This window comes from Streptomyces liangshanensis (assembly GCF_011694815.1).
Taxonomy (GTDB): domain Bacteria; phylum Actinomycetota; class Actinomycetes; order Streptomycetales; family Streptomycetaceae; genus Streptomyces; species Streptomyces liangshanensis.
The window spans coordinates 5,806,523-5,832,793 of record NZ_CP050177.1 but is presented as its reverse complement, the minus strand read 5'-3'; the positions used below and the strand labels follow the sequence as shown (position 1 = coordinate 5,832,793).

At 73.0% G+C, this 26,271-nt stretch carries 18 protein-coding genes and 2 pseudogenes; 13 read left to right on the top strand and 7 right to left on the bottom strand.

What is annotated here, in order from left to right:
* Nucleotides 1-72: 72 nt before the first annotated feature.
* The 5 genes from HA039_RS25285 to HA039_RS25265 form a co-directional block, all read right to left on the bottom strand.
* Nucleotides 73-3,225 (bottom strand): efflux RND transporter permease subunit, encoded by a 3,153-nt coding sequence (locus HA039_RS25285; RefSeq protein ID WP_167033660.1) that lies wholly within the window; start codon nucleotides 3,223-3,225, stop codon nucleotides 73-75.
* A gap of 217 nt (nucleotides 3,226-3,442) precedes the next feature.
* Entirely contained in the window at nucleotides 3,443-4,129 is a 687-nt protein-coding gene (locus tag HA039_RS25280) for a response regulator (protein ID WP_167033659.1), read from the bottom strand.
* Complete coding sequence (locus tag HA039_RS25275; RefSeq protein WP_167033658.1) at nucleotides 4,126-5,457, bottom strand: sensor histidine kinase; 1,332 nt, start codon at nucleotides 5,455-5,457, stop codon at nucleotides 4,126-4,128. The genes HA039_RS25280 and HA039_RS25275 overlap by 4 nt, the downstream gene beginning before the upstream one ends.
* Nucleotides 5,458-5,574: 117 nt before the next feature.
* Complete coding sequence (pspAA, locus tag HA039_RS25270) at nucleotides 5,575-5,856, bottom strand: PspA-associated protein PspAA (protein ID WP_167033657.1); 282 nt, start codon at nucleotides 5,854-5,856, stop codon at nucleotides 5,575-5,577.
* A 9-nt stretch (nucleotides 5,857-5,865) separates the two neighbouring features.
* The gene (locus tag HA039_RS25265) at nucleotides 5,866-6,651 is read right to left on the bottom strand and encodes a PspA/IM30 family protein (protein ID WP_167033656.1); all 786 of its coding nucleotides are present in this window, start codon (nucleotides 6,649-6,651) and stop codon (nucleotides 5,866-5,868) included.
* A gap of 292 nt (nucleotides 6,652-6,943) precedes the next feature.
* Here HA039_RS25265 and HA039_RS25260 point away from each other — a divergent pair, with 292 nt between their 5' ends.
* The 4 genes and pseudogenes from HA039_RS25260 to HA039_RS25245 all read left to right on the top strand — a co-directional run bounded on the left by HA039_RS25260 (nucleotide 6,944) and on the right by HA039_RS25245 (nucleotide 11,405).
* Nucleotides 6,944-7,534 (top strand): DUF3043 domain-containing protein, encoded by a 591-nt coding sequence (locus HA039_RS25260; protein WP_167033655.1) that lies wholly within the window; start codon nucleotides 6,944-6,946, stop codon nucleotides 7,532-7,534.
* Nucleotides 7,535-7,620: 86 nt separating this feature from the next.
* Nucleotides 7,621-8,328 carry a class I SAM-dependent methyltransferase gene (locus HA039_RS25255; protein WP_167033654.1) on the top strand — a complete coding sequence of 236 codons (708 nt, stop codon included), beginning with the start codon at nucleotides 7,621-7,623 and terminating at the stop codon, nucleotides 8,326-8,328.
* Nucleotides 8,329-8,424: 96 nt separating this feature from the next.
* A pseudogene (locus HA039_RS25250) lies at nucleotides 8,425-10,213 on the top strand (ABC transporter ATP-binding protein).
* 103 nt (nucleotides 10,214-10,316) lie between these two features.
* On the top strand, nucleotides 10,317-11,405 hold the full coding sequence (locus HA039_RS25245) for a S1C family serine protease (protein WP_167033653.1): 1,089 nt from the start codon (nucleotides 10,317-10,319) through the stop codon (nucleotides 11,403-11,405).
* 211 nt (nucleotides 11,406-11,616) lie between these two features.
* Here HA039_RS25245 and HA039_RS25240 read toward each other — a convergent pair.
* A pseudogene (locus HA039_RS25240) lies at nucleotides 11,617-11,823 on the bottom strand (hypothetical protein); the annotation flags it as partial.
* Nucleotides 11,824-11,916: 93 nt separating this feature from the next.
* On the opposite strand from HA039_RS25240, the gene HA039_RS25235 reads away from it, so the two are divergent.
* Complete coding sequence (locus HA039_RS25235; RefSeq protein WP_167033652.1) at nucleotides 11,917-13,131, top strand: bifunctional adenosylcobinamide kinase/adenosylcobinamide-phosphate guanylyltransferase; 1,215 nt, start codon at nucleotides 11,917-11,919, stop codon at nucleotides 13,129-13,131.
* 105 nt (nucleotides 13,132-13,236) lie between these two features.
* Nucleotides 13,237-14,340, top strand: a complete 1,104-nt coding sequence (gene cobT / locus HA039_RS25230) for a nicotinate-nucleotide--dimethylbenzimidazole phosphoribosyltransferase (protein ID WP_208298837.1) — start codon at nucleotides 13,237-13,239, stop codon at nucleotides 14,338-14,340.
* A 51-nt stretch (nucleotides 14,341-14,391) separates the two neighbouring features.
* Here the strand turns inward: cobT and HA039_RS25225 are convergent, their stop codons facing one another.
* Nucleotides 14,392-15,150: a hypothetical protein gene (locus HA039_RS25225; RefSeq protein WP_167033650.1), complete on the bottom strand. Its 759-nt coding sequence runs from the start codon at nucleotides 15,148-15,150 to the stop codon at nucleotides 14,392-14,394.
* 130 nt (nucleotides 15,151-15,280) lie between these two features.
* Here HA039_RS25225 and HA039_RS25220 point away from each other — a divergent pair, with 130 nt between their 5' ends.
* From HA039_RS25220 to HA039_RS25190, 7 genes are all read left to right on the top strand, one after another.
* Nucleotides 15,281-16,105 carry an adenosylcobinamide-GDP ribazoletransferase gene (locus HA039_RS25220; protein ID WP_167033649.1) on the top strand — a complete coding sequence of 275 codons (825 nt, stop codon included), beginning with the start codon at nucleotides 15,281-15,283 and terminating at the stop codon, nucleotides 16,103-16,105.
* 279 nt (nucleotides 16,106-16,384) lie between these two features.
* Nucleotides 16,385-17,926, top strand: a complete 1,542-nt coding sequence (locus HA039_RS25215; protein WP_167033648.1) for a leucyl aminopeptidase — start codon at nucleotides 16,385-16,387, stop codon at nucleotides 17,924-17,926.
* Nucleotides 17,927-18,213: 287 nt separating this feature from the next.
* Entirely contained in the window at nucleotides 18,214-19,602 is a 1,389-nt protein-coding gene (gene lpdA / locus HA039_RS25210) for a dihydrolipoyl dehydrogenase (protein WP_167033647.1), read from the top strand.
* A 53-nt stretch (nucleotides 19,603-19,655) separates the two neighbouring features.
* Entirely contained in the window at nucleotides 19,656-21,551 is a 1,896-nt protein-coding gene (gene sucB / locus HA039_RS25205; RefSeq protein WP_167033646.1) for a 2-oxoglutarate dehydrogenase, E2 component, dihydrolipoamide succinyltransferase, read from the top strand.
* A 108-nt stretch (nucleotides 21,552-21,659) separates the two neighbouring features.
* Nucleotides 21,660-22,283: a GntR family transcriptional regulator gene (locus HA039_RS25200; protein ID WP_167033645.1), complete on the top strand. Its 624-nt coding sequence runs from the start codon at nucleotides 21,660-21,662 to the stop codon at nucleotides 22,281-22,283.
* Between the two features lie 219 nt (nucleotides 22,284-22,502).
* Entirely contained in the window at nucleotides 22,503-25,187 is a 2,685-nt protein-coding gene (gene aceE / locus HA039_RS25195) for a pyruvate dehydrogenase (acetyl-transferring), homodimeric type (RefSeq protein WP_167033644.1), read from the top strand.
* 92 nt (nucleotides 25,188-25,279) lie between these two features.
* Nucleotides 25,280-26,245: a helix-turn-helix transcriptional regulator gene (locus HA039_RS25190; RefSeq protein WP_167033643.1), complete on the top strand. Its 966-nt coding sequence runs from the start codon at nucleotides 25,280-25,282 to the stop codon at nucleotides 26,243-26,245.
* Nucleotides 26,246-26,271: the final 26 nt, after the last annotated feature.

Below are 26,271 nucleotides of genomic sequence, written 5' to 3'. Positions count from 1 at the left end.
GTCCCTCGTACGCATGACACCGCCCCCGGAGCGTCCTGCTCCGGGGGCGGTGGTGTGCTGCTGTGGTGCCCGTCAGACCTTCGCGGGCTCCTGGGCCGAGGGCTCCGACGGGGCGGGTCCCGCCTTCGCGTCCCGCTTCGCCGCCTTCTTGGCCGCGCGCCGCTCCTTGCGCAGCTCGACCATCGCGTACAGCGTCGGTACGAGCAGCAGGGTCAGGACCGTCGACGAGATCAGGCCGCCGATCACCACGACCGCCAGCGGCTGGGCGATGAAGCCGCCCTCGCCGGTGACCCCGAGGGCCATCGGCAGCAGGGCGAAGATCGTCGCCAGGGCGGTCATCAGGATCGGGCGGAGCCGGTGACGGCCGCCCTCGACCACGGCCTCGACCACGCCGAGCCCCTGCTTGCGGTACTGGTTGATCAGGTCGATCAGCACGATCGCGTTGGTCACCACGATGCCGATCAGCATCAGCATCCCGATCATCGCCGGGACCCCCAGCGGGGTCCCCGTCACGATCAGCAGGCCGAGCGCGCCGGTCGCCGCGAACGGGATGGAGACCAGCAGGATCAGCGGCTGGATCAGCGACCGGAAGGTGCCGACCAGCAGCATGAAGACGATCGCGACGGCCGCCAGCATGGCGAGCCCCAGGTTGACGAACGCGTCGTCCTGGTCCTCGGAGACCCCGCCGATGGAGGCGGTCGCCCCGGCCGGCAGGTCCAGCTCGTTGATCTTCGTCTGGAGCGAGGCGCTGACCGCGCCGGTGTTGTCGCCGGTCGGCCTGGCCGTGATCGTCGCGGCGCGGGCGCCGTCGATCCGGGTCATCGAGACCGGGCCCGGCACGAGCGCCACGTCGGCGATCTGGCCGAGCTTGACCCCGTTCAGCTGGAGGTTCTTGAGCTGCGCGATCGTCACGGCCGGGGAGGCCGGGGTGACGACGATGTCGCGTTCGGTGTCGTCCAGGATCGCCGTGCCGGCCTGGGTGCCGCGCACGGCCTGGCCGACCGCCGCGCCGAGGGTCGCGTCGTTGTAACCCGCGTCCGCCGCCTTGGGCGTCGCCTTGACCGAGATGCGCGGCACGCTCTGCGCCAGGTCGCTCTGGACGTCGGTGACGTCGTCGAGCTTCGCGACGGCGTCCCGTACCTGCGCCGCGGCCTTGTCGAGGACGTCCGCGTCGGAGGCCTTCACCACGACGCTCAGGTCCTGGCTGCCGAAGCCGCCGCCCGCGGAGACCGTGGTGTCGCCGATGCCGGAGACCCCGGCGAGGTCCTTCTCGATCCGGTCCGTGGTCTTCTCGTACGTCGAGGCGTCCTTGAGCGTGATGTTGTACGAGGCCTGGTTGGCGCCCGTACCGCCGCCGAAGGCCGCCAGGAAGCCGGACGAGCCGACCGTGACCTGGTAGTCCTTGATCGTGTCGATGCCCGCGAGGACCTTCTCGACCTTCTTCGCCGCGGCGTCGGCCGCGGTGAGGCCGGTGCCGGCCGGCAGCTCCTGCTTGAGGGAGATGACTTCCTGGTCGCCCTGGTCGAAGAAGTTGGTCTTGAGCAGCGGCGCCATGCCGAACGTGGCGAGGAGCACCACGGCCGCGATGCCCACGCTGGTGAGGCGCTTGCGGGTGGCGAAGCGCAGCACCGGCACGTAGAAGCGCTGGAGCCGGCTCTTGTTCTCCTTCTCCTCCGCCAGGCGGCGCGCCTCGGCGGGTTCGACGCCGACGGACTCCTTCGGCGGGCGCAGGAACCAGTAGGAGAAGACCGGTACGACGGTCAGCGAGACGAGCAGCGAGGCCAGCAGGGCCGCGGTCACGGTGAGCGAGAACGAGCCGAACAGCTCGCCGACGATGCCGCCGACCAGGCCGATCGGCAGGAACACGGCGACGGTGGTGAGGGTGGACGAGGTGACCGCGCCCGCGACCTCCTTGACCGCGACGGTGATGGCGCTGTAGCGCTCCTCGCCGTAGCCCAGGTGCCGCTTGATGTTCTCCAGCACCACGATCGAGTCGTCGACGACGCGGCCGATCGCGATGGTCAGGGCGCCGAGGGTGAGGACGTTGAGCGAGAGGTCGCGCGTCCACAGGACGATCAGCGCCAGGACGACGGAGAGCGGGATGGAGATCGCGGTGACCAGGGTGGAGCGCAGCGAGCCCAGGAAGACCAGGATCACGATGACCGCGAAGAGCAGGCCGAGCGCGCCTTCCGTGGTCAGTCCGGAGATCGACTTGGAGACGGCGGGGCCCTGGTCGCTGGCGACGGTGAGCTGGGCGCCCGAGCCGAGGTCCGCGCGCAGGTCCGGCAGCTTGTCCTTGACGGCGTCGGAGATGGCGACGGCGCTGCCGTCCTTGTCCATGGTGATCGCGATCGCGAGGCTGGGCTTGCCGTTGGTACGCGCCAGGGAGACCGCGGTGGACGGCTTCTGCGCGACGGTGGCGAGGTCACCGAGGCGTACGGGCTTGGCGGGCTTGCCCGCGCCGGCGCCGCCGGGGGCGGGCTGGGGGGCGATCCGCAGGTCCTCGATCTGCTTCAGCGAGGAGTAGCCGCCGCCGACCTGCACGGTGCGGCTCTTGCCGCCCTCCTCGAAGGAACCGGCGGGGACGGTCGCGCCCCCGGTCCTGAGGGCGTCGGCGAGCGCCTGGTCGCTCAGGCCGGCCGCGGCGAGCTTCTTGGGGTCGGGGGTGACGGAGACCTGGAGGTCCCGCACGCCGTCGACGGTGACCTGGCCGACGCCGTCGATGTCCTCCAGGACGGGGACGACCGAGCGGTCGAGCTGGTCGGCCAGCGCCTGCTGGTCCTTGTCGGAGGTGACGGCGAGGACGACGGTCGGGATGTCGTCCGTCGAGCCGGCCACGACCTGGGGGTCGACGGTGTCGGGCAGTTGACTGCGGGCCCGGTTCACGGCCTGCTGGACGTCGGCGACGAGCTGCTTGGTGTTCTCGCTGCCGAAGTCGAAGCTCGCCATGACGACGGCGTTGCCCTCACTGGCCGTGGAGGTGACACCGCTGATGCCGTCGACGGCCTTGAGGGAGTTCTCCAGCGGCTCGACGACCTGCTTCTCCACCACGTCGGGGGAGGCGCCCTGGTAGGGGGCGAGCACGGAGACGATCGGCAGTTCGATGGACGGCAGAAGCTGCTGCTTGAGCTGAGGGATCGCGATCGCGCCGAAGACGATCGCGATGATCGACATCAGCCCTATCAGGGCCCGTTGCGCGAGGCTGAATCTGGACAGCCAGGACATGGGGTCTCTCTTCTGTGGTGTGCACGGCAAGGTGGGCGCGGGGCCCGAGGGTGGGCGCCGGGCCCGGGCGGGGAGGTCTGCGGGGACGGACACACCGTGCGGGCACGGCGCCGATCGTCCTCCTCTACGATCTGCCATCGCCGGGGCCGACGCGTAGGCCGTAGGTCCATTTCCTTACGCGCCGCATACCGCGTCTGGAGTACGCGGCGGCCGGACGTCACTCCACCCGTGGACGTACCAGGCCCGATTCGTACGCGATTACCACCAATTGGGCGCGGTCGCGGGCGCCGAGCTTCGCCATCGCGCGGTTCACATGGGTCTTGACGGTCAGCGGGCTCACCGCGAGGCGCTCGGCGATCTCGTCGTTGGAGTGGCCGCCCGCGACGAGGACCAGGACCTCGCGCTCGCGCACGGTGAGCGCGCCGAGGCGCTCGGAGTAGGCCGCCGCGTCCCGGTCGTCGACCGAACTGCCGCCCTGGGCGAGGAAGGTGGCGATCAGGCCCTTGGTCGCGAGGGGCGAGAGCAGCGCCTCGCCGGCGGCGGCGATGCGGATCGCGTTGAGCAGCTCGTCGGGCTCCGCGCCCTTGCCGAGGAAGCCGGAGGCGCCGGCGCGCAGCGACTGGACCACGTACTCGTCGACCTCGAACGTCGTGAGCATCACCACGTGCACCCCGGCGAGTTCGGGGTCGGCGCTGATCATGCGGGTGGCGGCGAGGCCGTCCGTACCGGGCATGCGGATGTCCATCAGGACGACGTCGGCGCGCAGTTCGCGCGCGAGGGCGACGGCCTCGGCGCCGTCTGCGGCCTCGCCGACGACCTCCATGTCCGGTTCGGAGTCGACCAGGACGCGGAAGGCGCTGCGCAGCAGTGTCTGGTCGTCGGCGAGCAGCACCCTGATGGTCATGCGGTCTCCCCGGTGGGCGCGGTCTGTGCTGTCTGTGCTGTCTGTGCTGGGTCTGTGGTCCGTGCGGCAGGGTTCCGCGCGGGCGGCGTGGTGGTGGCCGCCGGGACGTGGCCCTTCACGGGGAGTATGGCCTGCGTGCGGAAGCCGCCCCCGTAGCGGGGTCCCGCCGTGAGGCTGCCGCCGAGCGCGGTGACCCGCTCCCGCATGCCGAGGAGGCCGTGGCCGCCGCCGTCGGCCGGTTCGCCGGTGCCCTCGCCGTTGTCGAGGACGGTGACCTCGACGGTCGGGCCGACCTTGACGACGCTCACCTCGGCGCGGGCGCCGGGGCCCGCGTGCTTGCGCGTGTTGGTCAGGGCCTCCTGGATGATCCGGTACGCGGCGAGGTCGACGGCGGCGGGCAGGCGCGGGACGCCCTCGCCGGCCACGAAGGTGACGGGCAGGCCGGCGTTGCGGAAGGTCTCCAGGAGTCCGTCGACGTGCGCGAGCCCGGGGGCCGGTTCGGTGGGGGCCTCCGGGTCGCCGGACTGGCGCAGCAGCCCCACGGTGGCGCGTAGTTCGTTGAGCGCGGAACGGCTGGCCTCCCGTACGTGGGCGAGGGCTTCCTTGGCCTGGTCGGGGCGCTTGTCCATGACGTGGGCGGCCACGCCCGCCTGCACGTTGACGAGGGCGATGTGGTGCGCGACGACGTCGTGCAGGTCGCGGGCGATGCGCAGGCGCTCCTCGGCGACCCGGCGGCGGGCCTCCTCCTCGCGGGTGCGTTCGGCCCGTTCGGCGCGCTCGCGTATCGCGTCGATGAAGGCGCGGCGGCTGCGTACGGCGTCGCCGGCCGCGGACGCCATCCCGCTCCAGGCGAAGATCGCGAGGTTCGCCTGCCCGTACCAGGGCCCGGAGCTGAAGCACATGGCGGCGGCGGTGAGGACGGTCATGGTGGCGAGGCCCACGCGCCAGGTGGTGGGGCGGTCGGTGTGCGCGGCGACGGTGTAGAGCGCGATGACGGCGCTGAGCACGACGGGGGCCGGCGGGTCGCCGGTGATCAGTTCCAGGGCGGTGACCGCGCAGGTGCCCAGCAGGACGGGCCGGGGCCGGCGGCGGCGCATCACGATGAGGGCCGCGCCGAGGACCATGAGGAGGACGCTGGGGACGGTGGGGCTGCGGGTGCCGAAGGTGGGGGTGTTGTGGCCGGTGCTCGGGTCGGCGAACGAACCCACCAGCATGGCGACGAGGACGGCGCCGGCGAGGAGGACGTCGGGCGCGAGGGGGTGCGCGCGGGCCCAGGACCGGGAGCGCGTGAACGCGGTACCGAGGGGGGTCGTCGTCACACCGGCCACCGTACGGGGTACGGAAGGCGCCGGAGGCGGCGCGGCAAAGCAGTGTGCCCCACGCCTCAGGGCGTGGGGCACCTGTTGTTGAAGTGCTGTGGAGGTCGCGAGCTGGTCGCCCGGCCCCTACACCGACGGGATCAGGCCGTCGTCGTCCAGGAGGGCGCGGACCTCGTCGAGTGTGGCGCCCGGCGCCGGCAGGATCAGCCCCGACGGCTCCAGGGCGTCGTCCGGCAGGGCCTCGCCCAGCTCGCGGACCTTGTCCAGGAGGGCGTGGAAGGTACGGCGGAAGCCGTCCTCGTCGCCGCCCCTGACCTCGGCCAGCAGTTCGTCGTCGAGCCTGTTCAGTTCGGCCAGGTGGCTGTCCGCCAACCGCACCTGGCCCTCCCCCATGATCCGTACGATCATGACGAGCCCCTACTGTTTGTTGAACTTGTCCGTGTTCCGGGGGGCGTCCTGCTGCTCGCCCTTGCCGCCCTCGATCGCCTGCTGCGGCGACCCTCCGGCCAGCTCCGCCTTCATGCGCTGGAGCTCCAGCTCCACGTCCGTACCGCCGGAGATCCGGTCCAGCTCGGCCGCGATGTCGTCCCGCGCCACGCCCGACTGGTCCTCCAGCGCGCCCGACGCGAGCAGCTCGTCGATCGCGCCCGCCCTGGCCTGGAGCTGGGCCGTCTTGTCCTCGGCCCGCTGGATCGCCATGCCGACGTCGCCCATCTCCTCGGAGATGCCCGAGAAGGCCTCCCCGATCCGGGTCTGCGCCTGCGCGGCCGTGTACGTGGCCTTGATCGTCTCCTTCTTCGTACGGAAGGCGTCGACCTTGGTCTGGAGGCGCTGCGCGGCGAGCGTGAGCTTCTCCTCCTCGCCCTGGAGCGTGGTGTGCTGCGTCTCCAGGTCGGTGACCTGCTGCTGGAGCGCGGCGCGGCGGGACAGCGCCTCACGCGCCAGGTCCTCGCGGCCGAGCGCCAGCGCCTTGCGGCCCTGGTCCTCCAGCTTGGTCGACTGCCCCTGCAACTGGTTCAGCTGAAGCTCCAGGCGCTTGCGCGAGGTGGCCACGTCGGCCACACCGCGGCGCACCTTCTGGAGCAGTTCGAGCTGCTTCTGGTACGAGTAATCGAGGGTCTCGCGCGGATCCTCGGCCCGGTCAAGGGCCTTGTTTGCCTTCGCGCGGAAGATCATCCCCATACGCTTCATGACACCGCTCATGGGCTTCGCGCGCCCCCTTCTGACGGACGTGAGATCCAGCACTTCAACAGAACCCACAGTACGGGCCCTGTCTCTATTACCGCACTGTTCGGAGGCGAATGCGCTCCTCCCCAAGGACGACTGCTCCCCGATCCGGTCAGGCGCAAGGAGTAGGTGACCCTGAGGGAAATCCAGGTACAACAGGATCGGAACGGACAAAGTCCGCGTCCGTACCGGTAGAGACGTCCGCTGTTGCGGGATCGTTCCCCGCGGGGGTGGGGTCCAACCGCGACACCCCGTACCCTTGGGCTTTGTGTTCCGTAGCCGCGCCAATACAGAGAAGGCCGCCACTCAGGTGACGTCGGACCTCTCCACACAGACCCGCGACCCGCAGGCCCCGAAGGGCCGCCCGACCCCGAAGCGCAGTGAGGCACAGTCGCAGCGGCGGCGTGCCGCCACGCCGACCGACCGCAAGTCGGCCATGAAGCAGCAGCGCGAGGCGCGCCGCTCCGACATGGCCCGCCAGCGCGCCGCGCTGGCCAGCGGTGACGAGCGGTTCCTGCCGGCCCGTGACAAGGGCCCGGTGCGCCGCTTCGTCCGCGACTACGTGGACTCGCGGTTCTGCATGGCGGAGTTCTTCCTCCCGCTGGCCGTGGTGATCCTGGTCCTGAGCATGGTCCGGGTCGGCTCCCTCCAGAACATCGCGCTGCTGCTGTGGCTCGGCGTGATCGTGCTGATCGTCGTCGACTCGATCGGCCTGTGGCTGCGGCTGAAGAAGCAGCTCGCGGAGCGCTTCCCCGACACCCCCAAGCGGGGCGCGGTGGCGTACGGGCTGATGCGCACGCTCCAGATGCGCCGCCTGCGTCTGCCGAAGCCGCAGGTCAAGCGCGGACAACGGCCCTGAGCAGCGGAGTCTCCGGTTTCGCGGGAGCCTCGCAGGGCTGGCTCGCCGGACTCGGAGGGGTACGCAACGTCGTCCGCCAGGAGCTGGTGGCGCGACAGCTGGACGAACAGATCGCGGCCCGCTACCCCGTGGGGCAGCGGCTGAGGATCCTCGACGTCGGCATGGGGCAGGGGACGCAGGCGCTGCGGCTGGCCCGCGCCGGGCACACGGTGACCGGCCTGGAGTCCGACGCGGACATGCTGGCGACGTCCCGCGCGGCGCTCGCGGACGAGCCCGCGGGGATACGTGAGCGCGTCACGCTGATCGAGGGCGACGGCCTGGAGACCGGGGTGCACTTCCTGCCCGGCAGCTTCGACGTGGTGCTCTGCCACGGCGTGCTGATGTACGTCCAGGAGCCCGACGCGATGCTCGCGGGGCTGGCCAGGATGCTGGCGTCCGGCGGGCTGCTGTCGTTACTGGTGAGGAACGCGGACGCGCTCGCGCTGCGCCCCGGCCTCGCCGGGGACTGGGCGGGGGCGCTGGACGCCTTCGAGGCGGACACGTACACCAACAGGCTGGGGCTCCAGGTCCGCGCGGACCGGCTCGACGCCCTGACGGCGACGCTCGCGGGGATCGCCGCGCCGCTGCACGCCTGGTACGGGGTGCGGGTCTTCACCGACCTCGCGCCGGACGGCACCCCGCCGCCGGGCGACGGTGACCTGGAGCGGCTGTTGGCCGCGGAGGACCGCGCGGGGCGGACGGAGCCGTACCGCAGGGTCGCCGCGTTGCTCCATCTGTGTGGCGTGCGCGGCTGAGGCGGGTCTCCGGGGGCGGGCCGTTTGGGTACGGGTGGTCGGCGCGGCACCCGTACCGGCTCAGGTACGGACCCCCCGGGCCGCGTCCTCACCGGTGTGAGTGGAATCGAGAGCGGCGTGGACACCCCGCCCGACCTGTCCGGCCGCGAGACCTGGCGCGCCCTCTACCGGCACTTCCGCCCGCACCGCCGTGTCGTGGCGCTGGGCGGGTTCCTGTCCCTCCTCGGCGCCGGCACCGGGCTGGCCCAGCCGCTCGCGGCGAAGGCGCTGGTCGACCGGCTCGGCGACGACGGGTCGGTCACCGGGATCCTGCTGCTGCTCACCGGGCTGGCTGCTCGGCTCGCTGATCCAGTCCGTGGCCTCGTACCTGCTGGAGCGGACCGCCGAGTCCGTCGTCCTCGCCGCGCGCCGGAGCCTGATCGGGCGGCTGCTGCGGCTGCGGCTGCCCGAGGTGGAGCGCACCCAGCCCGGTGACCTGATGTCGCGCGTCACGTCGGACACCACCCTGCTGCGGGCGGTGACCACGCAGTCGATCGTGTCGGCCGCCACCGGCGGGCTGGCGTTCGTGGCGACGATCGTCCTGATGGGCGTGATGGACCTGGTGCTGCTCGGGGTGACGCTCGGCGTGATCGTGCTGATCGGCGGGGCCGTCGCGCTGGTGATGCCGAGGATCGCGGAGGCGACCCGGCGTTCCCAGGAGGCGGTCGGGCTGATATCGACCGTGCTGGAGCGGGCGTTCGGCGCGTTCCGTACGGTCAAGGCGTCCGGCGCGGAGGAGCGGGAGAGCGCCGTGGTGGAGGCGGCGGCGCAGGAGGCGTGGCGGCACGGCGTGCGGTCCGCGAAGTGGCAGTCCGTGGCGTCCACGTCGGTCGGGCTGGCCGTGCAGGTGTCGTTCCTGGCGGTGCTCGGCATCGGCGGGGCGCGGGTGGCGTCGGGGGCGATCTCCGTCTCGACGCTCATCGCGTTCCTGCTGTTCCTCTTCTACCTGATCGACCCGGTGTCGAACCTGGTGAACGCCGTGACGCAGTACCAGGTCGGCTCGGCCGCCGTCGCCCGGATCACGCAGGCGGAGCGGCTGGAGACCGAGGACGAGGCACTGGCCGACCGCGCCGGGACCGTGCCCGTGGCGGCGGGGGCCGGGGGCGCCGCCGCCGTCACCTTCGAGGACGTCACCTTCCGGTACCGCGCGGACCTGCCGTACGTCCATCACGGGGTCTCGTTCGAGGTGCCGGGCCCCGGCATGACGGCCTTCGTCGGTCCCTCGGGCGCGGGCAAGACGACGGTGTTCGGGCTGATCGAGCGGTTCTACGAGGCCACCGGGGGGCGGGTGCTGGTCGACGGGACGGACGTACGGGACTGGCCGCTCGCCGCCCTGCGCGCCACGATCGGCTATGTCGAGCAGGACGCGCCCGTGCTGGCCGGGACGCTCCGGGAGAATCTGGTCTTCGCGGCGCCCGACGCCTCGGAGGAGGCGATACGGGACGTGCTCCGGCGGTCGCGGCTGGACGGGCTGGTGGAGCGGCTGCCGCAGGGTCTGGAGACGCTGGTCGGCCACCGGGGGTCGAAGCTGTCGGGCGGTGAGCGCCAGCGGGTGGCGATCGCGCGGGCGCTGCTGCGGGGGCCGCGGCTGCTGCTCCTGGACGAGGCGACCTCGCAGCTGGACGCGGTCAACGAGATGGCGCTGCGGGACGTCGTGGCGGAGGCGGCGCGGGAGGTGACGGTCCTGGTGGTGGCGCACCGGCTGTCCACGGTGACGCTCGCCGACCGGATCGTGGTGATGGACGCGGGGAAGGTGCGGGCGGTGGGCACGCACGACCAACTGGTGGCGGAGGATCCGCTGTACGGGGAGCTGGCGGCCACCCAGTTCCTGGCGTCGGCGCGGTAGGGCGGGGGGCGGGTCGGCGGGGCGGGCGGCCGCGTGGGCGCGTACCCCCTGATCGGCCGCGTACCGCAGGCGCCACCCTGCGGACAAAAGGGATACTCCGGGCATGAATGCTTCCCTTCGCCGCGGCCGTGCCCGCCGGCTGCTGCTGCCCCTGACCGCCGGCGTCTGCGCGGTCGCCCTCGCCGCCGGCTGCTCGGACACCGACGCGGGGTCCGCGGCCGCGGCCAAGGCCGACACGGGGGTCCGGGCCGGGCCCGTGGAGCGCGCCCAGAACGACCTCCAGAGCGCCTACGAGAACGTCATCAAGAACGTGCTGCCGTCGGTCGTCGAGATCGACGCGGGGAACGCGCTCGGGTCCGGCGTCATCTTCGACACCCAGGGCCACATCGTCACCAACGCCCACGTCGTGGGCTCGCAGAAGACGTTCGCGGTCACCGTCGCCACCCGCGAACAGCCGCTGGAGGCCCGCCTCGTGGCCAGCTTCCCGCAGGGTGACCTCGCCGTCATCAAGTTGACGAACGTCCCCTCCGGGCTCAAGGCCGCGAAGTTCGGCGACTCCTCGCAGGTGGCGGTCGGTCAGATCGTGCTGGCCATGGGCTCGCCCCTGGGCCTGTCGAGCAGTGTCACCCAGGGCATCGTCTCGGCGGTCGGCAGGACCGTGACCGAGAGCGACTCGGGCGGCGGGACCGGCGCGACCATCGCCAACCTGGTGCAGACGTCGGCGGCGATCAACCCGGGCAACTCCGGCGGGGCGCTGGTGAACCTGGACAGCCAGATCGTCGGCATCCCGACGCTGGCCGCGACCGACCCCCAGGAGGGCAACAGCGCCGCGCCGGGCATCGGGTTCGCGATCCCCGCCTCGACGGTGCAGAACGTGGCCGGCCAGATCATCAAGAGCGGGCGCGTCACCAACTCGGGCCGCGCGGCCCTCGGGATCACCGGCCGTACGTTCCTCGGCACCGACTTCCAGCCCGCCGGGGTGGCCGTCGTCTCGACCACCAAGGGCGGCCCCGCGGCCGGCGCCGGGATCAAGGCGGGGGACATCATCACCAAGGTGGGCTCCGACCCGGTCACCACGATCCAGTCGCTGTCCGAGTCGCTGGCGTCCGACTCCCCCGGCGAGAAGGTCCAGGTGACGTACATCCGCCAGGGCGCGACGCACACGGCGGACGTCACCCTCGGCGAGATGTAGCCCCGCGCGGCGGCAGGGGCGGCAGGTGCATCAGGAGCAAGGGAAAAGGCGCCCGCGGACCTCGTGGTCCCCGGGCGCCCCGCGCTCCCGGCCGGTACGGCCCCGGTCAGGCCTGGTCGGCGGCCTCTTCGGCAGAGCCCGCGCCGGCGTCCGCCGCCTCGGTCTTCGCGTCCGCCCCGGGCTCCGTCCCGTCGGCCGGGTCCGCCGGGTCCGCCTCGTCCGCGTGCAGGCTCATCGGACCGTAGATCTTGGTGCTGTCCTCGAAGAGGTGCACCTGGTCGGCGCCCCCTGCCAGGAGCTCCTTCCACGCCTCCCCGATCCAGGACTCGGCGTCCCCCTGCGTGGTGAACTCCTCCGGCTCCACCGCCGGCGGGACCTCTGTCCCGTCGGACTTCTCGAACCGCCACGTCCACGCCATGTGCGCCTCCCGGATCCTGCCCGACTGATCAGCTTCCTGCCCGCAGCGTAGCCGGGCGCGCACCGTACGAGGCGAAGCGGGAGGATCTACTCCGTGGAACTGACTCTGCTCGGCACGGGAGCCCCCTCCGGGCTCCCCCGCCCCGACTGCCCCTGCGCCGCCTGCGCCACCGCCCGCGGCACGCTGGCCCGCGCCGCGACCGCGCTGCTGGTGGACGGGGTGCTGCTGCTCGACCTCACCCCCGGGGCCGCGCTGGCCGCCGCCCGCGCGGGGCACTCCCTGGCGGGGGTACGGCAGGTCCTGCTCACCCATCCGCACGACGGGCCCGCTGTGGAGCTGCCGGTGGGCCTGCCGACCGCGGGACGGGTCGCGGACGGGCGGGTGCTGACGCTCCTCAGCGGCCACCGGGTCAGGGCGCTGGCGATGGACGCGCCGGGCACCGGGTACGAGGTGACGGCGCCCGGCGGCGAGCGCCTGCTCTACCTGCCGCCCGGCGGCGCGCCCGCCGGGCTCCCCGACGGTCCCGGCCGGGGCACGACGGCCCCGTACGACCTGGTGGCGGCCGACGTCACCGGCCGGCCGGACGCGGTGGCGCGGCTGCGGGCGAGCGGGGCGGTGGGGGCGGCCACCGACATCGTCGCCGTCCATCTCGACCATGACGTACCGCCCGGCGCGGAGCTGGACCGGCGGCTCGCGGCGGCGGGCGCGCGGGCGGTGCCCGACGGGACGACGGTGTCGGTCGGCGCGTACCGGGCGGTGCCACAGGTGCCGCGCCGGACGCTGGTGACGGGCGGGGCGCGGTCGGGCAAGTCCTGGGAGGCGGAGCGGCGGCTCGCCACGTTCCCCGGGGTCGTGTACGTGGCGACGGGCGGCGGCCGGGACGGGGACGCGGAGTGGGACGCCCGGGTGCGGACGCACCGGGAGCGCAGGCCGGCCACCTGGCGGACGGTCGAGACCCGCGACCTGGTCCCGCTGCTGGCGCGGGAGGGGGCGCCGCTGCTGATCGACTGCCTGTCGCTGTGGCTGACGGACGCGATGGACCGGGTCGACGCGTGGAACGAGGAGGCGTGGGAGGCCGGGGGCCGGGGGGCGCTGCGGGAACGGGTCGCGGAGCTGGTCGCGGCCGTCCGCGCGACCCCGCGCACGGTGGTCCTGGTGACGAACGAGGTCGGCTCGGGGATCGTCCCGGCGCACGTCTCGGGGCGCCTGTTCCGCGACGAGCTGGGCCGGCTGAACGCGGCGGTCGCCGAGGAGTGCGAACACGTCCTCCTGGTGGTGGCGGGCCAGCCGCTGCCGTTGCGGGGGTGACCGTACGGGACGGTCCCGGCCCGGCCCGAACTGCCGTCCGTCCGACGGGGATGTCCGGTCCTGGGCGGCGTCCCGCGTCCCGGTAGGGTTTCGCGAATGACCACGCTGAATCTCGACGACTTCTCCGATCTGATCGAGCGCCCCGACGGCGGTACGCGGCGTGACGCCGAGGAACGCCGGGAGCGGCTGGCCGTGCCGCCCGGGGCCCTCGGGCGCCTCGACGAGCTGGGCGAGTGGCTCTCCGCCGCGCAGGGGTCCGTCCCGGTCAGGGCCGTCGGGCAGCCGCGCGCGGTGGTGTTCGCCGGTGACCACGGGGTGGCCTCGCTGGACGTCTCGGGGCGTCCCGCGGGCAGCGCGCACGAGCTGGTGCGGGCCTTCCTGGAGGGCGCCAGCCCCGCCGCCGTGCTGGCCCGCCGGGCGGGTGTGCCGGTGCGGATCATCGACGCCGGGCTGGACTGCGACCCGGAGCTGCTGCCCGACGAGGTCGTACGGCACCGGGTGCGGCGCGGCAGCGGGCGCATTGACGTCGAGAACGCGCTGACGATCGAGGAGGCCGAGCAGGCCGTACGCCTCGGCATGCGGATCGCCGACGAGGAGGCCGACTCCGGCACGGACCTGGTCGTCCTGGGCGACCTGAGCGTCGGCGGCACCACTCCGGCCTCGACGCTGATCGCCGCCCTGTGCGGTACGGACGCCTCGGTGGTCACCGGGCGCGGCGGCGCGGGGATCGACGACCTGGCGTGGATGCGCAAGTGCGCGGCCGTCAGGGACGCGCTGCGCCGGGCGCGGCCGGTCCTCGGCGACCAGCTGGAGCTGCTGGCGACGGTGGGCGGCGCGGACCTGGCGGCGGCGACGGGCTTCCTGCTCCAGAGCGCGGTGCGGCGGGTGCCGGTGATCCTGGACGGCGTGGTGTCGGCGGCGTGCGCGCTGGTCGGCCAGCGGGCGGCGTTCCGCGCGCCCGACTGGTGGATCGCGGGTCACATGAGCGGCGAGCCCGCGCAGGCGAAGGCGCTGGACAGGATGGCGCTGGTGCCGCTGCTCGACCAGGGCGTCACGCTGGGCGAGGGGACGGGGGCGCTGCTGGCGCTGCCCCTGGTCCAGGCGGCGGCCGCCCTGGCGGCGGAACTGCCGGAGGCGCCCCTCGCGCCCGCCCCGGAGAAGGACGCGGACGACGGGGCGGCGGCGGACGCGGACCCGGCCTCGGACTGACGTCGCGGCCCCGGCGCCGTACCCGGATCCCGCACGCCGCGCGGACCCCTCTCAGTGCGGGATCCGTGCCGCGTCCGGGGTCGGGGCGCCGCCGATCAGGTCCTGGAAGCGGCGCCTCGGCCCCACCCAGCGCTTGTCGTGGTGGTACGCGCGCAGCGTGCTCCGCGCCCGCTTCTTGTGGCGCGAGCGGTAGAAGCGCCTGGCCCACCAGGAGCCCGGCCTCGCCAGCCGGATCGCGCCCGTCAGCGCCACGAACGGCACCAGCGTGCCGATCAGCGCCATGCGCAGCTTGCCCTTGAACGCCGCGACGAGGACGAAGCCGAAGTTGACGACGAGCGTCGCGATCACCGACGTCCGGTTCTCCTGCTGCTGGGTCGTCAGGGAGTTCACCTCCACCGGCGAGAAGCCGCTGAGCACGAGCAGCGCCAGCGCCGCCGCCGTCACCACGACCTCCACGCTCTGGCGGCCCTGCTCGGACCAGTAGACGTCCTGGAGGTGGAGGATCAGCGCGAACTCGTCGAGCACGAGCCCCGCGCCGAGGCCGAAGATCACCGCGCAGACGCAGGCCGTGACGCCCTGCGTCCCGCTGCCGACCGCGCCGAACCCGCCGACGACCGTCAGGATCACGCCGGGGACCACATGGTGGATGTGCATCCCGCCCGGTGAGATGTTCCGGAACGGGCCCTTCCCCGCCCGGATGAGCCGGGTCACCGTACGGGTCACGGCGAAGGTCAGCACGAACGACGCGAGCGCGAGCAGGGCGGGCAGCTTGCCCGGCTCGACGATGTTCTGGTGAAACCAGTGACCCATGCCACCTGCCTCCGGAGTGCCGGACGGGACGGTACGACGTGACGGTATGGGAAGTCTGCGGCATTGGGCGCCTTTTGACCGGCCGTCGGTCGACGCGTCCCCCGGCGTCCCCCGGCTACCCTTTCGCGCGATGACTTCCACGGACGGTTCCCCGGACGGCATACCGGCGAACGGCACCCGCGCCTCGGCCGCCGACGGCGTGCGTTTCGCCTTCGGCACCCTCACCGTGCTGCCGGTCCGGGTGACTCGCTGGGACCGGCCGGCCGCCCGCGCCGGGATGCGGGCCGCGCCGCTCGCCGGCCTGGTCGTGGGGCTGGCCGCGGCGGCGCTCGGCGCGCTCCTGCTGGCGGCGGGCGCCGGGCCGCCGCTCGCCGCCGTCGCCTCGGTCGCCGTGACCGCCGCGCTGACCCGGGGGCTGCACCTGGACGGCCTCGCGGACACCGCGGACGGGCTGGGCAGCGGGAAGCCGGCCGAGGACGCCCTGCGGATCATGAAGCGCTCCGACATCGGCCCGTTCGGCGTGGTCACGCTGCTGCTCGTCCTGCTCGCGCAGGTCGCGGCGGTGTCCGAGCTGTACGGGGCGGGCTGGGCGCACGGCGCGGTGGCCCTGGCCGTGTCCGGCGTGGCCGCCCGGCTCGCGCTCACCCTCGCCTGCCGTACGGGCGTGCCCCCGGCCCGGCCCGACGGCCTGGGCGCGGCCGTCGCCGGCGCCGTACCCCCGCGTGCGGCCCTGCTCACGGCGCTGGCGGCGGGCGCGGTCTGCGCGGCGGGGGGCGGGGCCTTCGGGGTCACCGGGGCCGTGCACCACGTGCTGGCGCTCCTGGCCGCGCTCGGCGCCGCGCACCTGCTGCTCCGGCACTGCGTCCGGCGCTTCGGCGGGGTGACGGGGGACGTCCTCGGCGCCCTGGCGGAGACGGCCGCGACCGCCGCGCTCGTGGCGCTGACCCTGGGCTGACCCGTGCCGGGCGCCGGGCCGACCCCGTACCGGACCCCGGGCGACACCGGCGGGGACCGGGAGTGTCCGGGCCGGTCCCCTCACCCAAAGCCCCCGTGAACGCCGGACATCACCGAGCGTAGGCTCCTTCCCGGCGGGCATCAGGCCGCCTCTTCCGGATCCTGCCTCGCCGACATCCCGGGAGAGACGACCTGGCCGGATCGGTCCTACGATGCGGCGGGCACGGTCGGCCCATCCCTCGACCGCTCAAGAACTCAACGGAAGCGAGATTTCACCACCGTGACTGCTCTCACTCTCAGCACAGCCGGGGCGGCGACGCTCCGCGCCGACGTGATCGTCGTCGGCGTCGCGAAGGGCGCCGGGGGGCCGGTTGTCGCGCCCGGCGCCGAAGCCGTGGACCAGGCGTTCGACGGCAAGCTCGCCGCCGTCCTGGAGACCCTGGGCGCGTCGGGCGCCGAGGGCGAGGTGACCAAGCTCCCCGCCCCGTCCGGCCTGAAGGCGCCGGTCGTCCTCGCGGTCGGCCTGGGCCCCGCGCCGGGCAAGGAGGAGGCGTACGCCTCCGAGGCGCTGCGCCGCGCCGCCGGCTCCGCCTCCCGCGCCCTGTCGGGCACGAAGAAGGCCGTGTTCGCGCTGCCCGTCGAGGACGCCGAGGACGTCGAGGCCGTCGCCGAGGGCGCTCTCCTGGGCGCGTACGCCTTCACCGTCTACCTGGGCGGCGAGAAGTCGGCGAAGAAGAACGGCGGCAACGGCAACGGCCCGAAGCTACCGCTCGGCGAGGTCGCCCTGCTCGGCGCCAAGCCCCGCGACAAGGCCCACAAGGCCGCGGCCGACCGCGCCATCGCGCTGACCGACGAGGTCAACCGCGCCCGCGACCTGATCAACACCCCGCCGAACGACCTCACCCCCGAGGCGTTCGCCGCCGTGGCGGCCGCCGCGGGCAAGGAGCACGGCGTCAAGGTGCAGGTGCTCGACGAGAAGGCGCTCGCCAAGGGCGGCTTCGGCGGCATCCTCGGCGTGGGCCAGGGCTCGGTGAACCCCCCGCGCCTGGTGAAGCTCGCGTACACGCACCCCGAGGCGGAGAAGACACTCGCCCTGGTCGGCAAGGGCATCACGTACGACTCGGGCGGCATCTCCCTCAAGCCCCCGGGGCACAACGAGACGATGAAGTGCGACATGAGCGGCGCCGCCGCCGTGTTCGCCGCCGTCATCACGGCCGCCCGGCTCGGCCTGCGCGTCAACGTCACCGGCTGGCTCGCCCTGGCCGAGAACATGCCGTCGGGCTCCGCCACCCGCCCGGGTGACGTCCTGCGCATGTACAGCGGCAAGACCGTCGAGGTCCTCAACACCGACGCCGAGGGGCGGCTGGTCCTCGCGGACGCGCTGACCCGCGCCTCGGAGGAGAACCCCGACGCGATCGTCGACGTGGCGACGCTCACCGGCGCCATGATCCTGGCGCTGGGCAACCGCACCTTCGGGATCATGTCGAACGACGACGCGTTCCGTACCTCGCTCCACGAGATCGCCGAGGAGGTCGGCGAGGCCTCGTGGCCGATGCCGCTCCCCGCCGACCTGCGCAAGGGCATGGACTCCCCCACCGCCGACATCGCCAACATGGGTGAGCGGATGGGCGGCGGCCTGGTCGCCGGGCTCTTCCTGAAGGAGTTCGTCGGCGAGGGCATCACTTGGGCGCACCTCGACATCGCGGGTCCCGCCTTCCACGAGGGGGCGCCGTTCGGCTACACCCCCAAGGGCGGTACGGGCTCCGCGATCCGCACCCTGGTCCGGCTCGCCGAGCGCACCGCCGCCGGCGACCTGGGCTGAGCGTTCCGCTTCCGGCCGGGGCGCCCCGGCCGGAAGCGGCGGGCGCCGGGATGCCCGGGGCGGGTCCAAGAAATACGCACGTTCGTGCGGGCGTTAAGTCGCCAGGGGTGCTCCATCACACGTCCCGGACCCCGGCCCCGCGTCCCGCGGGCCCTGAACAAGTGCGAAGATGGGTCCTCGGCAGGACAGGGCCCCCACCACAGGGCCGAAGAAGCAAGCGGCCGAAGACCAGCCGCCGCGACGGTCATCGATGACCGCGCCCGGCGCACATGCATGGAGGACGTGACGTGGCGAACGACGCCAGCACCGTTTTCGACCTAGTGATCCTCGGCGGCGGTAGCGGCGGTTACGCCGCGGCGCTGCGCGGAGCGCAGCTGGGCCTGGACGTCGCACTGATCGAGAAGAACAAGCTGGGCGGCACCTGCCTGCACAACGGCTGCATTCCCACGAAGGCCCTGCTGCACGCGGGCGAGATCGCCGACCAGGCGCGCGAGAGCGAGCAGTTCGGCGTCAAGGCCACCTTCGAGGGCATCGACATCGCGGGCGTCCACAAGTACAAGGACGACGTGATCGCCGGCCTGTACAAGGGGCTCCAGGGCCTGGTCGCCTCGCGCAAGGTGACGTACATCGAGGGTGAGGGCCGGCTGTCCTCCCCCACCTCCGTCGACGTGAACGGCCAGCGGGTCGAGGGCCGTCACGTCCTGCTCGCGACCGGTTCCGTACCGAAGTCGCTGCCGGGCCTGGTCATCGACGGCGAGCGGGTCATCTCCTCGGACCACGCGCTGACGCTGAACCGCGTCCCGGAGTCCGCGATCATCCTGGGCGGCGGCGTCATCGGCGTCGAGTTCGCCTCGGCGTGGAAGTCCTTCGGCACCGACGTCACCGTCATCGAGGGCCTCAAGCACCTCGTCCCGGTCGAGGACGAGAACAGCTCCAAGCTGCTGGAGCGGGCCTTCCGCAAGCGCGGCATCAAGTTCAACCTCGGCACGTTCTTCGACAAGGCCGAGTACACGCAGGACGGCGTCCGCGTGACGCTGGCCGACGGCAAGACCTTCGAGGCAGAGGTGCTGCTCGTCGCGATCGGCCGCGGTCCGGTCTCGCAGGGCCTCGGGTACGAGGAGCAGGGCGTCGCGATCGACCGCGGTTACGTCGTCGTCGACGAGTACATGCGCACGAACGTGGAGACGATCTCCGCGGTCGGCGACCTCGTCCCGACCCTCCAGCTCGCCCACGTCGGCTTCGCCGAGGGCATCCTCGTGGCGGAGCGGCTGGCCGGCCTCAAGACCGTCCCGATCGACTACGACGGCGTGCCCCGGGTGACGTACTGCCACCCCGAGGTCGCCTCCGTGGGCATCACCGAGGCCAAGGCCAAGGAGATCTACGGCGCGGACAAGGTCGTCGCCCTCAAGTACAACCTCGCGGGCAACGGCAAGAGCAAGATCCTGAAGACCGCGGGCGAGATCAAGCTCGTCCAGGTCAAGGACGGCGCCGTCGTCGGCGTCCACATGGTCGGTGACCGTATGGGCGAGCAGGTCGGCGAGGCTCAGCTGATCTACAACTGGGAGGCTCTGCCGGCCGAGGTCGCGCAGCTCATCCACGCGCACCCGACGCAGAACGAGGCGCTCGGCGAGGCCCACCTGGCGCTCGCGGGCAAGCCCCTCCACTCCCACGACTGACTCAGTCCGGGCGACGACCACCTACCGCACATTCGTTAGGAGCAACTGAAACCATGGCGGTTTCCGTAACCCTGCCGGCGCTCGGCGAGAGCGTCACCGAGGGCACTGTCACCCGCTGGCTGAAGGCCGAGGGCGAGCGCGTCGAGGCCGACGAGCCCCTGCTCGAGGTCTCCACCGACAAGGTCGACACCGAGATCCCGGCGCCCGTCGCCGGTGTGCTCGCGTCGATCAAGGTCGCCGAGGACGAGACCGTCGAGGTCGGCGCCGAACTGGCCGTCATCGACGACGGTTCCGGCGCGCCCGCCGCCGACGCGGCCCCGGCCGCCGAGGCCGCACCGGCCCCCGCCGCCCCGGCCCCCGCCCAGGAGGCCCCGGCCCAGGCCGCGCCGCAGCAGCCCGCCCCGGCCGCCGAGGCGGTCCCGTCGACCGAGACCGAGGCCCCGGCTCCCGCCCCCACCGCGCAGGCGGCGGCGGGCGGCGGCGGCGCCGAGGGCACCGACGTCGTCCTCCCCGCGCTCGGCGAGAGCGTCACCGAGGGCACCGTCACCCGCTGGCTCAAGGAGGTCGGTGAGTCGGTCGAGGCCGACGAGCCCCTGCTGGAGGTCTCCACCGACAAGGTCGACACCGAGATCCCGGCGCCCGTCGCCGGCGTCCTGCTGGAGATCGTGGTCGCCGAGGACGAGACCGCCGAGGTCGGCAGCCGTCTCGCCGTGATCGGCGCCCCGGGTGCCGCCCCGGCCCCGGCCGCCGCTCCGGCCGCTCCCGCCCCGGCGGCGGCACCGGCTCCCGCGCCCGCCGCGGCTCCGGCTCCGGCCCCCGCGCCGGCCGCCCAGGCTCCGGCTCCGGCGGCTCCCGCCCCGGCCCCGGCTCCGCAGGCACCGGCCGCCCCCGCCCCGGCGGCCCAGGCACCGGCCGCCCCGGCGCCCGCCCCGCAGCAGGCAACCCCGGCCCCCGCGCCGGCCAAGCCCGCCACCCCGGCCCCGGCTCCCGCCGCGACCGCCGGTGACGACGGCGCGTACGTGACCCCGCTGGTCCGCAAGCTCGCCACCGAGAACGGTGTCGAGCTGGGCTCGGTCAAGGGCACCGGCGTCGGCGGCCGCATCCGCAAGCAGGACGTCCTCGCCGCCGCGGAGGCCGCCAAGGCCGCCGCGAAGGCCGCGGCCGCCGCCCCCGCCGCGAAGGCCCCGGCCGCCGCGTCGAAGGCGCCGAAGCTGGAGGCGTCGCCGCTGCGCGGCCAGACCGTCAAGATGACCCGGATGCGCAAGGTCATCGGCGACAACATGATGAAGGCCCTGCACGAGCAGGCGCAGCTGACCTCCGTGGTCGAGGTGGACATCACCAAGCTGATGCGTCTGCGCAACCAGGCGAAGGAGTCGTTCGCGGCCCGTGAGGGCGTCAAGCTCTCGCCGATGCCGTTCTTCGTCAAGGCCGCGGCCCAGGCGCTGAAGGCCCACCCGGTCATCAACGCCCGGATCAACGAGGGCGAAGGCACGATCACCTACTTCGACACCGAGAACATCGGTATCGCGGTGGACTCCGAGCGCGGTCTGATGACCCCGGTCATCAAGGGCGCGGGCGACCTGAACATCGCCGGCATCTCCAAGAAGACCGCGGAGCTTGCGGCGGCGGTCCGCGCCAGCAAGATCACGCCGGACGACCTGGCCAGCGGCACCTTCACCATCAGCAACACCGGTTCGCGCGGCGCGCTGTTCGACACGATCATCGTGCCCCCGAACCAGGCCGCGATCCTCGGCATCGGTGCCACCGTCCGTCGTCCGGTGGTCATCGACCACCCGGACCTCGGCGAGACCATCGCGGTGCGCGACATGACGTACGTCGCGCTCTCCTACGACCACCGCCTGGTGGACGGCGCCGACGCGGCCCGTTACCTGACGGCGGTCAAGGCGATCCTCGAAGCCGGTGAGTTCGAGGTCGAACTCGGCCTGTGAGGCTGTAGGTGACACCCCCGTACGGCGACGGCGCCCCTGTCCGGATCACTCCGGGCGGGGGCGTCGCCGTATCGTCTACCCATCGGCCCCGCCCCGAGGAGCGCCCTGATGATTCCGCCCGTCGTCCACTCGCTGCGCGAGCAGATCCGCGAGCACATCGTGGAGGGGATCGTCAGCGGCCGCTGGAAGCCGGGCGAGCGCATCGTCGAGCGGCGGATCGCCACCGAGCTCCAGGTGAGCCAGACGCCGGTGCGGGAGGCGCTGCGGGAGCTGGAGAGCCTGCGGCTGATCGAGTCGGCGCCGAACAAGGGCGTGCGGGTACGGAACCTGACCGCGGCCGACCTGGAGGAGAGCTACCCCGTCCGGGCCGGCCTGGAGCAGATCGCGGCGGAGCTGGCGGCCGAGCGGCTGGCGCGGGACTGCTCGGCGCTGGAGCCGCACGTGACGGCGCTCTACGACGCGGACCGCACGGCCGACGGGACGGCGCAGGTGCGGCACACCGTGGCGTTCCACCGGGAGCTGGTGCGGGCCGCCGGGAACGCGGTCCTGCTGCACACCTGGGAGGGGCTGGGGATCGAGGTGTTCACCGCGCTGTCGATCCGCTGGCTCGGCACCGTACAGAAGTCGTACGCGGAGGAGCACCAGGATCTGGTCGAGGCGTTCCGGCGGCGGGATCCGACCATCGGCGCTCTGGTGAAGGTGCATGTGCTCGGATGCGCGCCCCGCGCCTGATTCGCCCCTCTTTGGCATGACTTACCGAGCGTCACTGGGTGCCCTTGCGTACGGCACGGGATGCCACTTTCTTCAGAACGTGAAGTTTTACCCCGTACCCCTTTGATCGATCATCGATCAGCGAATTACAGTCGAACGCATGGACTGCACCCAGTCCTTCGCCCTGTCCTGCCAGACAAGGCCTTTCTCCACCCCCCTCCTGTCCGGAAGGCGGCGACCATGACCGACCCCGTAGGCAAGTTCCCGAGCGAGCTCGACCAGCTCCCGGACCGTGACACCGAGGAGACCGCCGAATGGGCGGCCTCCCTGGACGCCGTCACCGAGCATGCCGGCCCCCACCGCGCCGCGTACCTGCTGCGCCGCACCCTCCAGCACGCCGGGACCGCCGGGGTCCCGGTGCCGGCGCTGCTGGAGTCCGACTACGTCAACACCATCCCCACCGCCGCCGAGCCCGCCTTCGACGGCGACGAGGCGATGGAGTCCCGGATCACCGCCTGGAACCGCTGGAACGCGGCCGCGATGGTCACCCGCGGAGCCCGCTACGGCGTCGGCGGCCACATCGCCACCTTCGCCTCGGCCGCCTGGCTCTACGAGACGGGCTTCAACCACTTCTTCCAGGGCAAGGAGGGGGACGGCAGCGGCGACCAGCTCTACATCCAGGGCCACGCCTCCCCCGGCATCTACGCCCGCGCGTTCCTCGACGGACGCCTGAGCGAGCAGGACCTGGACCACTTCCGCCAGGAGGCGGGCGGCCAGGGCCTCCCCTCGTACCCGCACCCGCGCCGATTGCCCTGGCTGTGGGAGTTCCCCACCGTCTCCATGGGCCTCGGCCCGCTCTCCGCGATCTACCAGGCACGCTTCAACCGCTACCTGGCCAACCGCGGCATCAAGGACACCTCCGCCTCGCACGTGTGGGCGTTCCTCGGTGACGGCGAGATGGACGAGCCCGAGTCGACGGCGTCCCTCGCCCTCGCCTCCCGCGAGAAGCTCGACAACCTGACCTTCGTCATCAACTGCAACCTCCAGCGCCTCGACGGCCCGGTCCGCGCGAACTTCAAGATCGTGCAGGAGCTGGAGGCGCAGTTCCGCGGCGCCGGCTGGAACGTCATCAAGTCGCTGTGGGGCTCCGCCTGGGACGAGCTGTTCGCCCTGGACACCACGGGCGCGCTCGTACGGCGCCTGCGCGAGGTGCCCGACGCGCAGTTCCAGACGTACGCGACCCGTGACGTCGCCTACATCCGCGAGCACTTCTTCGGCGCCGAGCCGGCCCTCGTGGAGCTGGCGAAGCTGCTGACGGACGCGAAGATCGCCGAGTGCTTCTTCACCTCGCGCGGCGGCCACGAGGCCCGCAAGGTGTACGCGGCCTACCGCGCCGCCCTCGCCCACAAGGGCGCGCCGACCGTGATCCTCGCCCAGACGGTGAAGGGCTACACGCTCGGCGCCGGCTTCGAGTCGCGCAACGCCAACCACCAGATGAAGAAGCTCTCGGGCGACCAGTTCCGCACCATGCGCGACCTGCTCGACCTGCCGATCCCGGACTCGAAGCTGGACGACGGCCTGGTCCCGTACGGCCACCCCGGCGCCGACTCCCCCGAGGTCCGCTACCTCCAGGAGCGGCGCGCGGAGCTGGGCGGTCCCGCCCCGGCCCGCCGGACGCACGCGGTGGCGCTGCCCGCGCCCGCCGAGAAGCCGTTCCAGACGGTCTACAAGGGCTCGGGCTCCCAGCCGGTCGCCACGACCATGGCGTTCGTCCGGCTGATGAAGGACCTCATGCGGGACAAGGAGACCGGCAAGCGCTGGGTCCCCATCGTCCCCGACGAGGCGCGCACCTTCGGCATGGAGGCGCTGTTCCCCGCGTACGGCATCTACTCGCCGCTCGGCCAGACGTACGACCCGGTCGACCGTGACCAGTTGCTGTACTACAAGGAGGCCAAGGACGGGCAGATCCTCAACGAGGGGATCACCGAGGCCGGTTCGATGGCCGACTTCATCGCCGCCGCCACGTCGTACGCGACGCACGGCGAGACGATGATCCCGTTCTACATCTTCTACTCGATGTTCGGCTGGCAGCGCACGGGCGACCAGATGTGGCAGCTCGCCGACCAGCTCGGCAAGGGCTTCATCGTCGGCGCCACCGCCGGCCGGACGACCCTGACGGGCGAGGGCCTCCAGCACGCCGACGGCCACTCCCACCTCATCGCGTCCACGAACCCGGCCGCGCTGAACTACGACCCGGCGTTCGCGTACGAGATCGCCGTGATCGTCAAGGACGGCCTGCGGCGGATGTACACGCCCACCCCCGACGCCCCCTCGGGCGAGGACGTCTTCTACTACCTCACGGTCTACAACGAGCCGATGCCGCAGCCCGCGATGCCCGAGGGCGTCGAGGAGGGCATCCTCAAGGGCCTGTACCGCTTCAAGGAGGGCGTGCCCGCCACGTCCGACGCGCCCCGCGTGCAGCTGCTCGCGTCGGGCACGGCGATCCACTGGATCCTGGAGGCCCAGGACCTGCTGGCCGCCGACTGGGGCGTCACCGCCGACGTGTGGTCCGCCACCTCCTGGGGCGAGCTGCGCCGCGACGGCCTGGCGGCCGACGAGGCGCTGCTGCGCGGCGAGGAGCGGGTGCCGTACGTGACCCGCGCCCTGGCCGGCGCGCCGGGGCCGGTGCTGGCGGTCAGCGACTGGATGCGCCAGGTCCCCGACCAGATCAGCCAGTGGGTCGAGCAGGACTACACCTCGCTGGGGACGGACGGCTTCGGCCTCTCCGACACCCGCGAGGCGGCCCGCAGGCACTTCGGCGTGGACGCCAGGTCGATCGTCGTCGCGGCGCTCGCGCAGCTCGCGCGGCGCGGCGAGGTCAAGCCGGAGAAGGTGCTGGAGGCCCGCGAGCGCTACGGCCTCTGACCCGTCCCGTACCCGGATCCTGCCTCCCCGCACGGATTCCGCCACGAAACCCCTGCCGCCGCGCGGCAGGGGTTTCGCGGCATCATGGGGCGATGCGCGCTGCCAGGCTGATCAAGATGGTGCTCCTGCTCCAGTCCCGGCCGTCCATGACGGCCGCCGAGCTGGCCGGGGAGCTGGAGGTCTCCGAGCGCACCGTCACCCGGGACGCCCAGGCGCTGTCCGAGGCCGGGGTGCCGGTGTACGCGGACCGGGGCAGGACCGGGGGCTACCGGCTGGTGGGCGGCTACCGCACCCGGCTGACGGGGCTGGCGCGGGGCGAGGCGGAGGCGCTGTTCCTGTCCGGGGTGCCGGGCGCGCTGCGCGAGATGGGCCTCGGCGACGTCTCGTCGGCCGCGCGGCTCAAGGTGTCGGCGGCGCTGATGCCGTCCCTGCGGGACGCCCCGGAGTCGGCGGCGCGGCGCTTCCACCTGGACGCCCCGGGCTGGTACCAGGAGCCGCGGACCCCGGAACTGCTGCCCGCGGTCGCGGAGGCCGTGTGGGGCGACCGGCTGCTCGCGGTCCGGTACCGGCGCGCGGACGGCGAGGTGGCGCGGGAGCTGGCGCCGTACGGGCTCGTGCTGAAGGCGGGCGTCTGGTACCTGTGCGCGTGCGCCGGGGGCGGTTTCCGGGTGTACCGGCTCGACCGCTTCACGGCCGTGGAGCCGCTGGCGGAACGTTTCGTACGGGACGAGTCCTTCGACCTGCCGGGCTTCTGGGAGGAGCGCGCGGCGCAGTTCGCGCGCTCCCTGCTCCGTACGGAGATCGGGATCCGGCTCTCCCCGGCCGGCGTGCGCGCCCTGCCGCACGTCGTGGACCGCGCCTCGGCGCACGAGGCGCTCGACGCGGCGCCCGCCCCGGACGAGCGGGGCCGGGTGACGCTCACGCTGCCCGTGGAGTCTGAGGACGTGGCGTACACCCAACTGCTGGGGCTGGGCGCCGAGGTGGAGGTGCTGCGCCCGCTCACGCTGCGGACCCGCCTCGCCGAGTCGGCGGAGCGGGTCCGGGCGCTGTACGCGTGAGGGCGGCCTGATCCGGGCCGCTCAGC

What these genes read in the sequence shown, in the direction of transcription:
- HA039_RS25220 (WP_167033649.1), top strand. Translation starts at nt 15,281, where the DNA reads ATGACTTCCACGGACGGTTCCCCGGACGGCATACCGGCGAACGGCACC.
- HA039_RS25265 (WP_167033656.1), bottom strand. Translation starts at nt 6,651, where the DNA reads ATGAGCGGTGTCATGAAGCGTATGGGGATGATCTTCCGCGCGAAGGCA.
- HA039_RS25190 (WP_167033643.1), top strand. Translation starts at nt 25,280, where the DNA reads ATGCGCGCTGCCAGGCTGATCAAGATGGTGCTCCTGCTCCAGTCCCGG.
- HA039_RS25285 (WP_167033660.1), bottom strand. Translation starts at nt 3,225, where the DNA reads ATGTCCTGGCTGTCCAGATTCAGCCTCGCGCAACGGGCCCTGATAGGG.
- sucB (WP_167033646.1), top strand. Translation starts at nt 19,656, where the DNA reads ATGGCGGTTTCCGTAACCCTGCCGGCGCTCGGCGAGAGCGTCACCGAG.
- HA039_RS25280 (WP_167033659.1), bottom strand. Translation starts at nt 4,129, where the DNA reads ATGACCATCAGGGTGCTGCTCGCCGACGACCAGACACTGCTGCGCAGC.
- pspAA (WP_167033657.1), bottom strand. Translation starts at nt 5,856, where the DNA reads ATGATCGTACGGATCATGGGGGAGGGCCAGGTGCGGTTGGCGGACAGC.
- HA039_RS25225 (WP_167033650.1), bottom strand. Translation starts at nt 15,150, where the DNA reads ATGGGTCACTGGTTTCACCAGAACATCGTCGAGCCGGGCAAGCTGCCC.
- HA039_RS25245 (WP_167033653.1), top strand. Translation starts at nt 10,317, where the DNA reads ATGAATGCTTCCCTTCGCCGCGGCCGTGCCCGCCGGCTGCTGCTGCCC.
- aceE (WP_167033644.1), top strand. Translation starts at nt 22,503, where the DNA reads ATGACCGACCCCGTAGGCAAGTTCCCGAGCGAGCTCGACCAGCTCCCG.
- HA039_RS25200 (WP_167033645.1), top strand. Translation starts at nt 21,660, where the DNA reads ATGATTCCGCCCGTCGTCCACTCGCTGCGCGAGCAGATCCGCGAGCAC.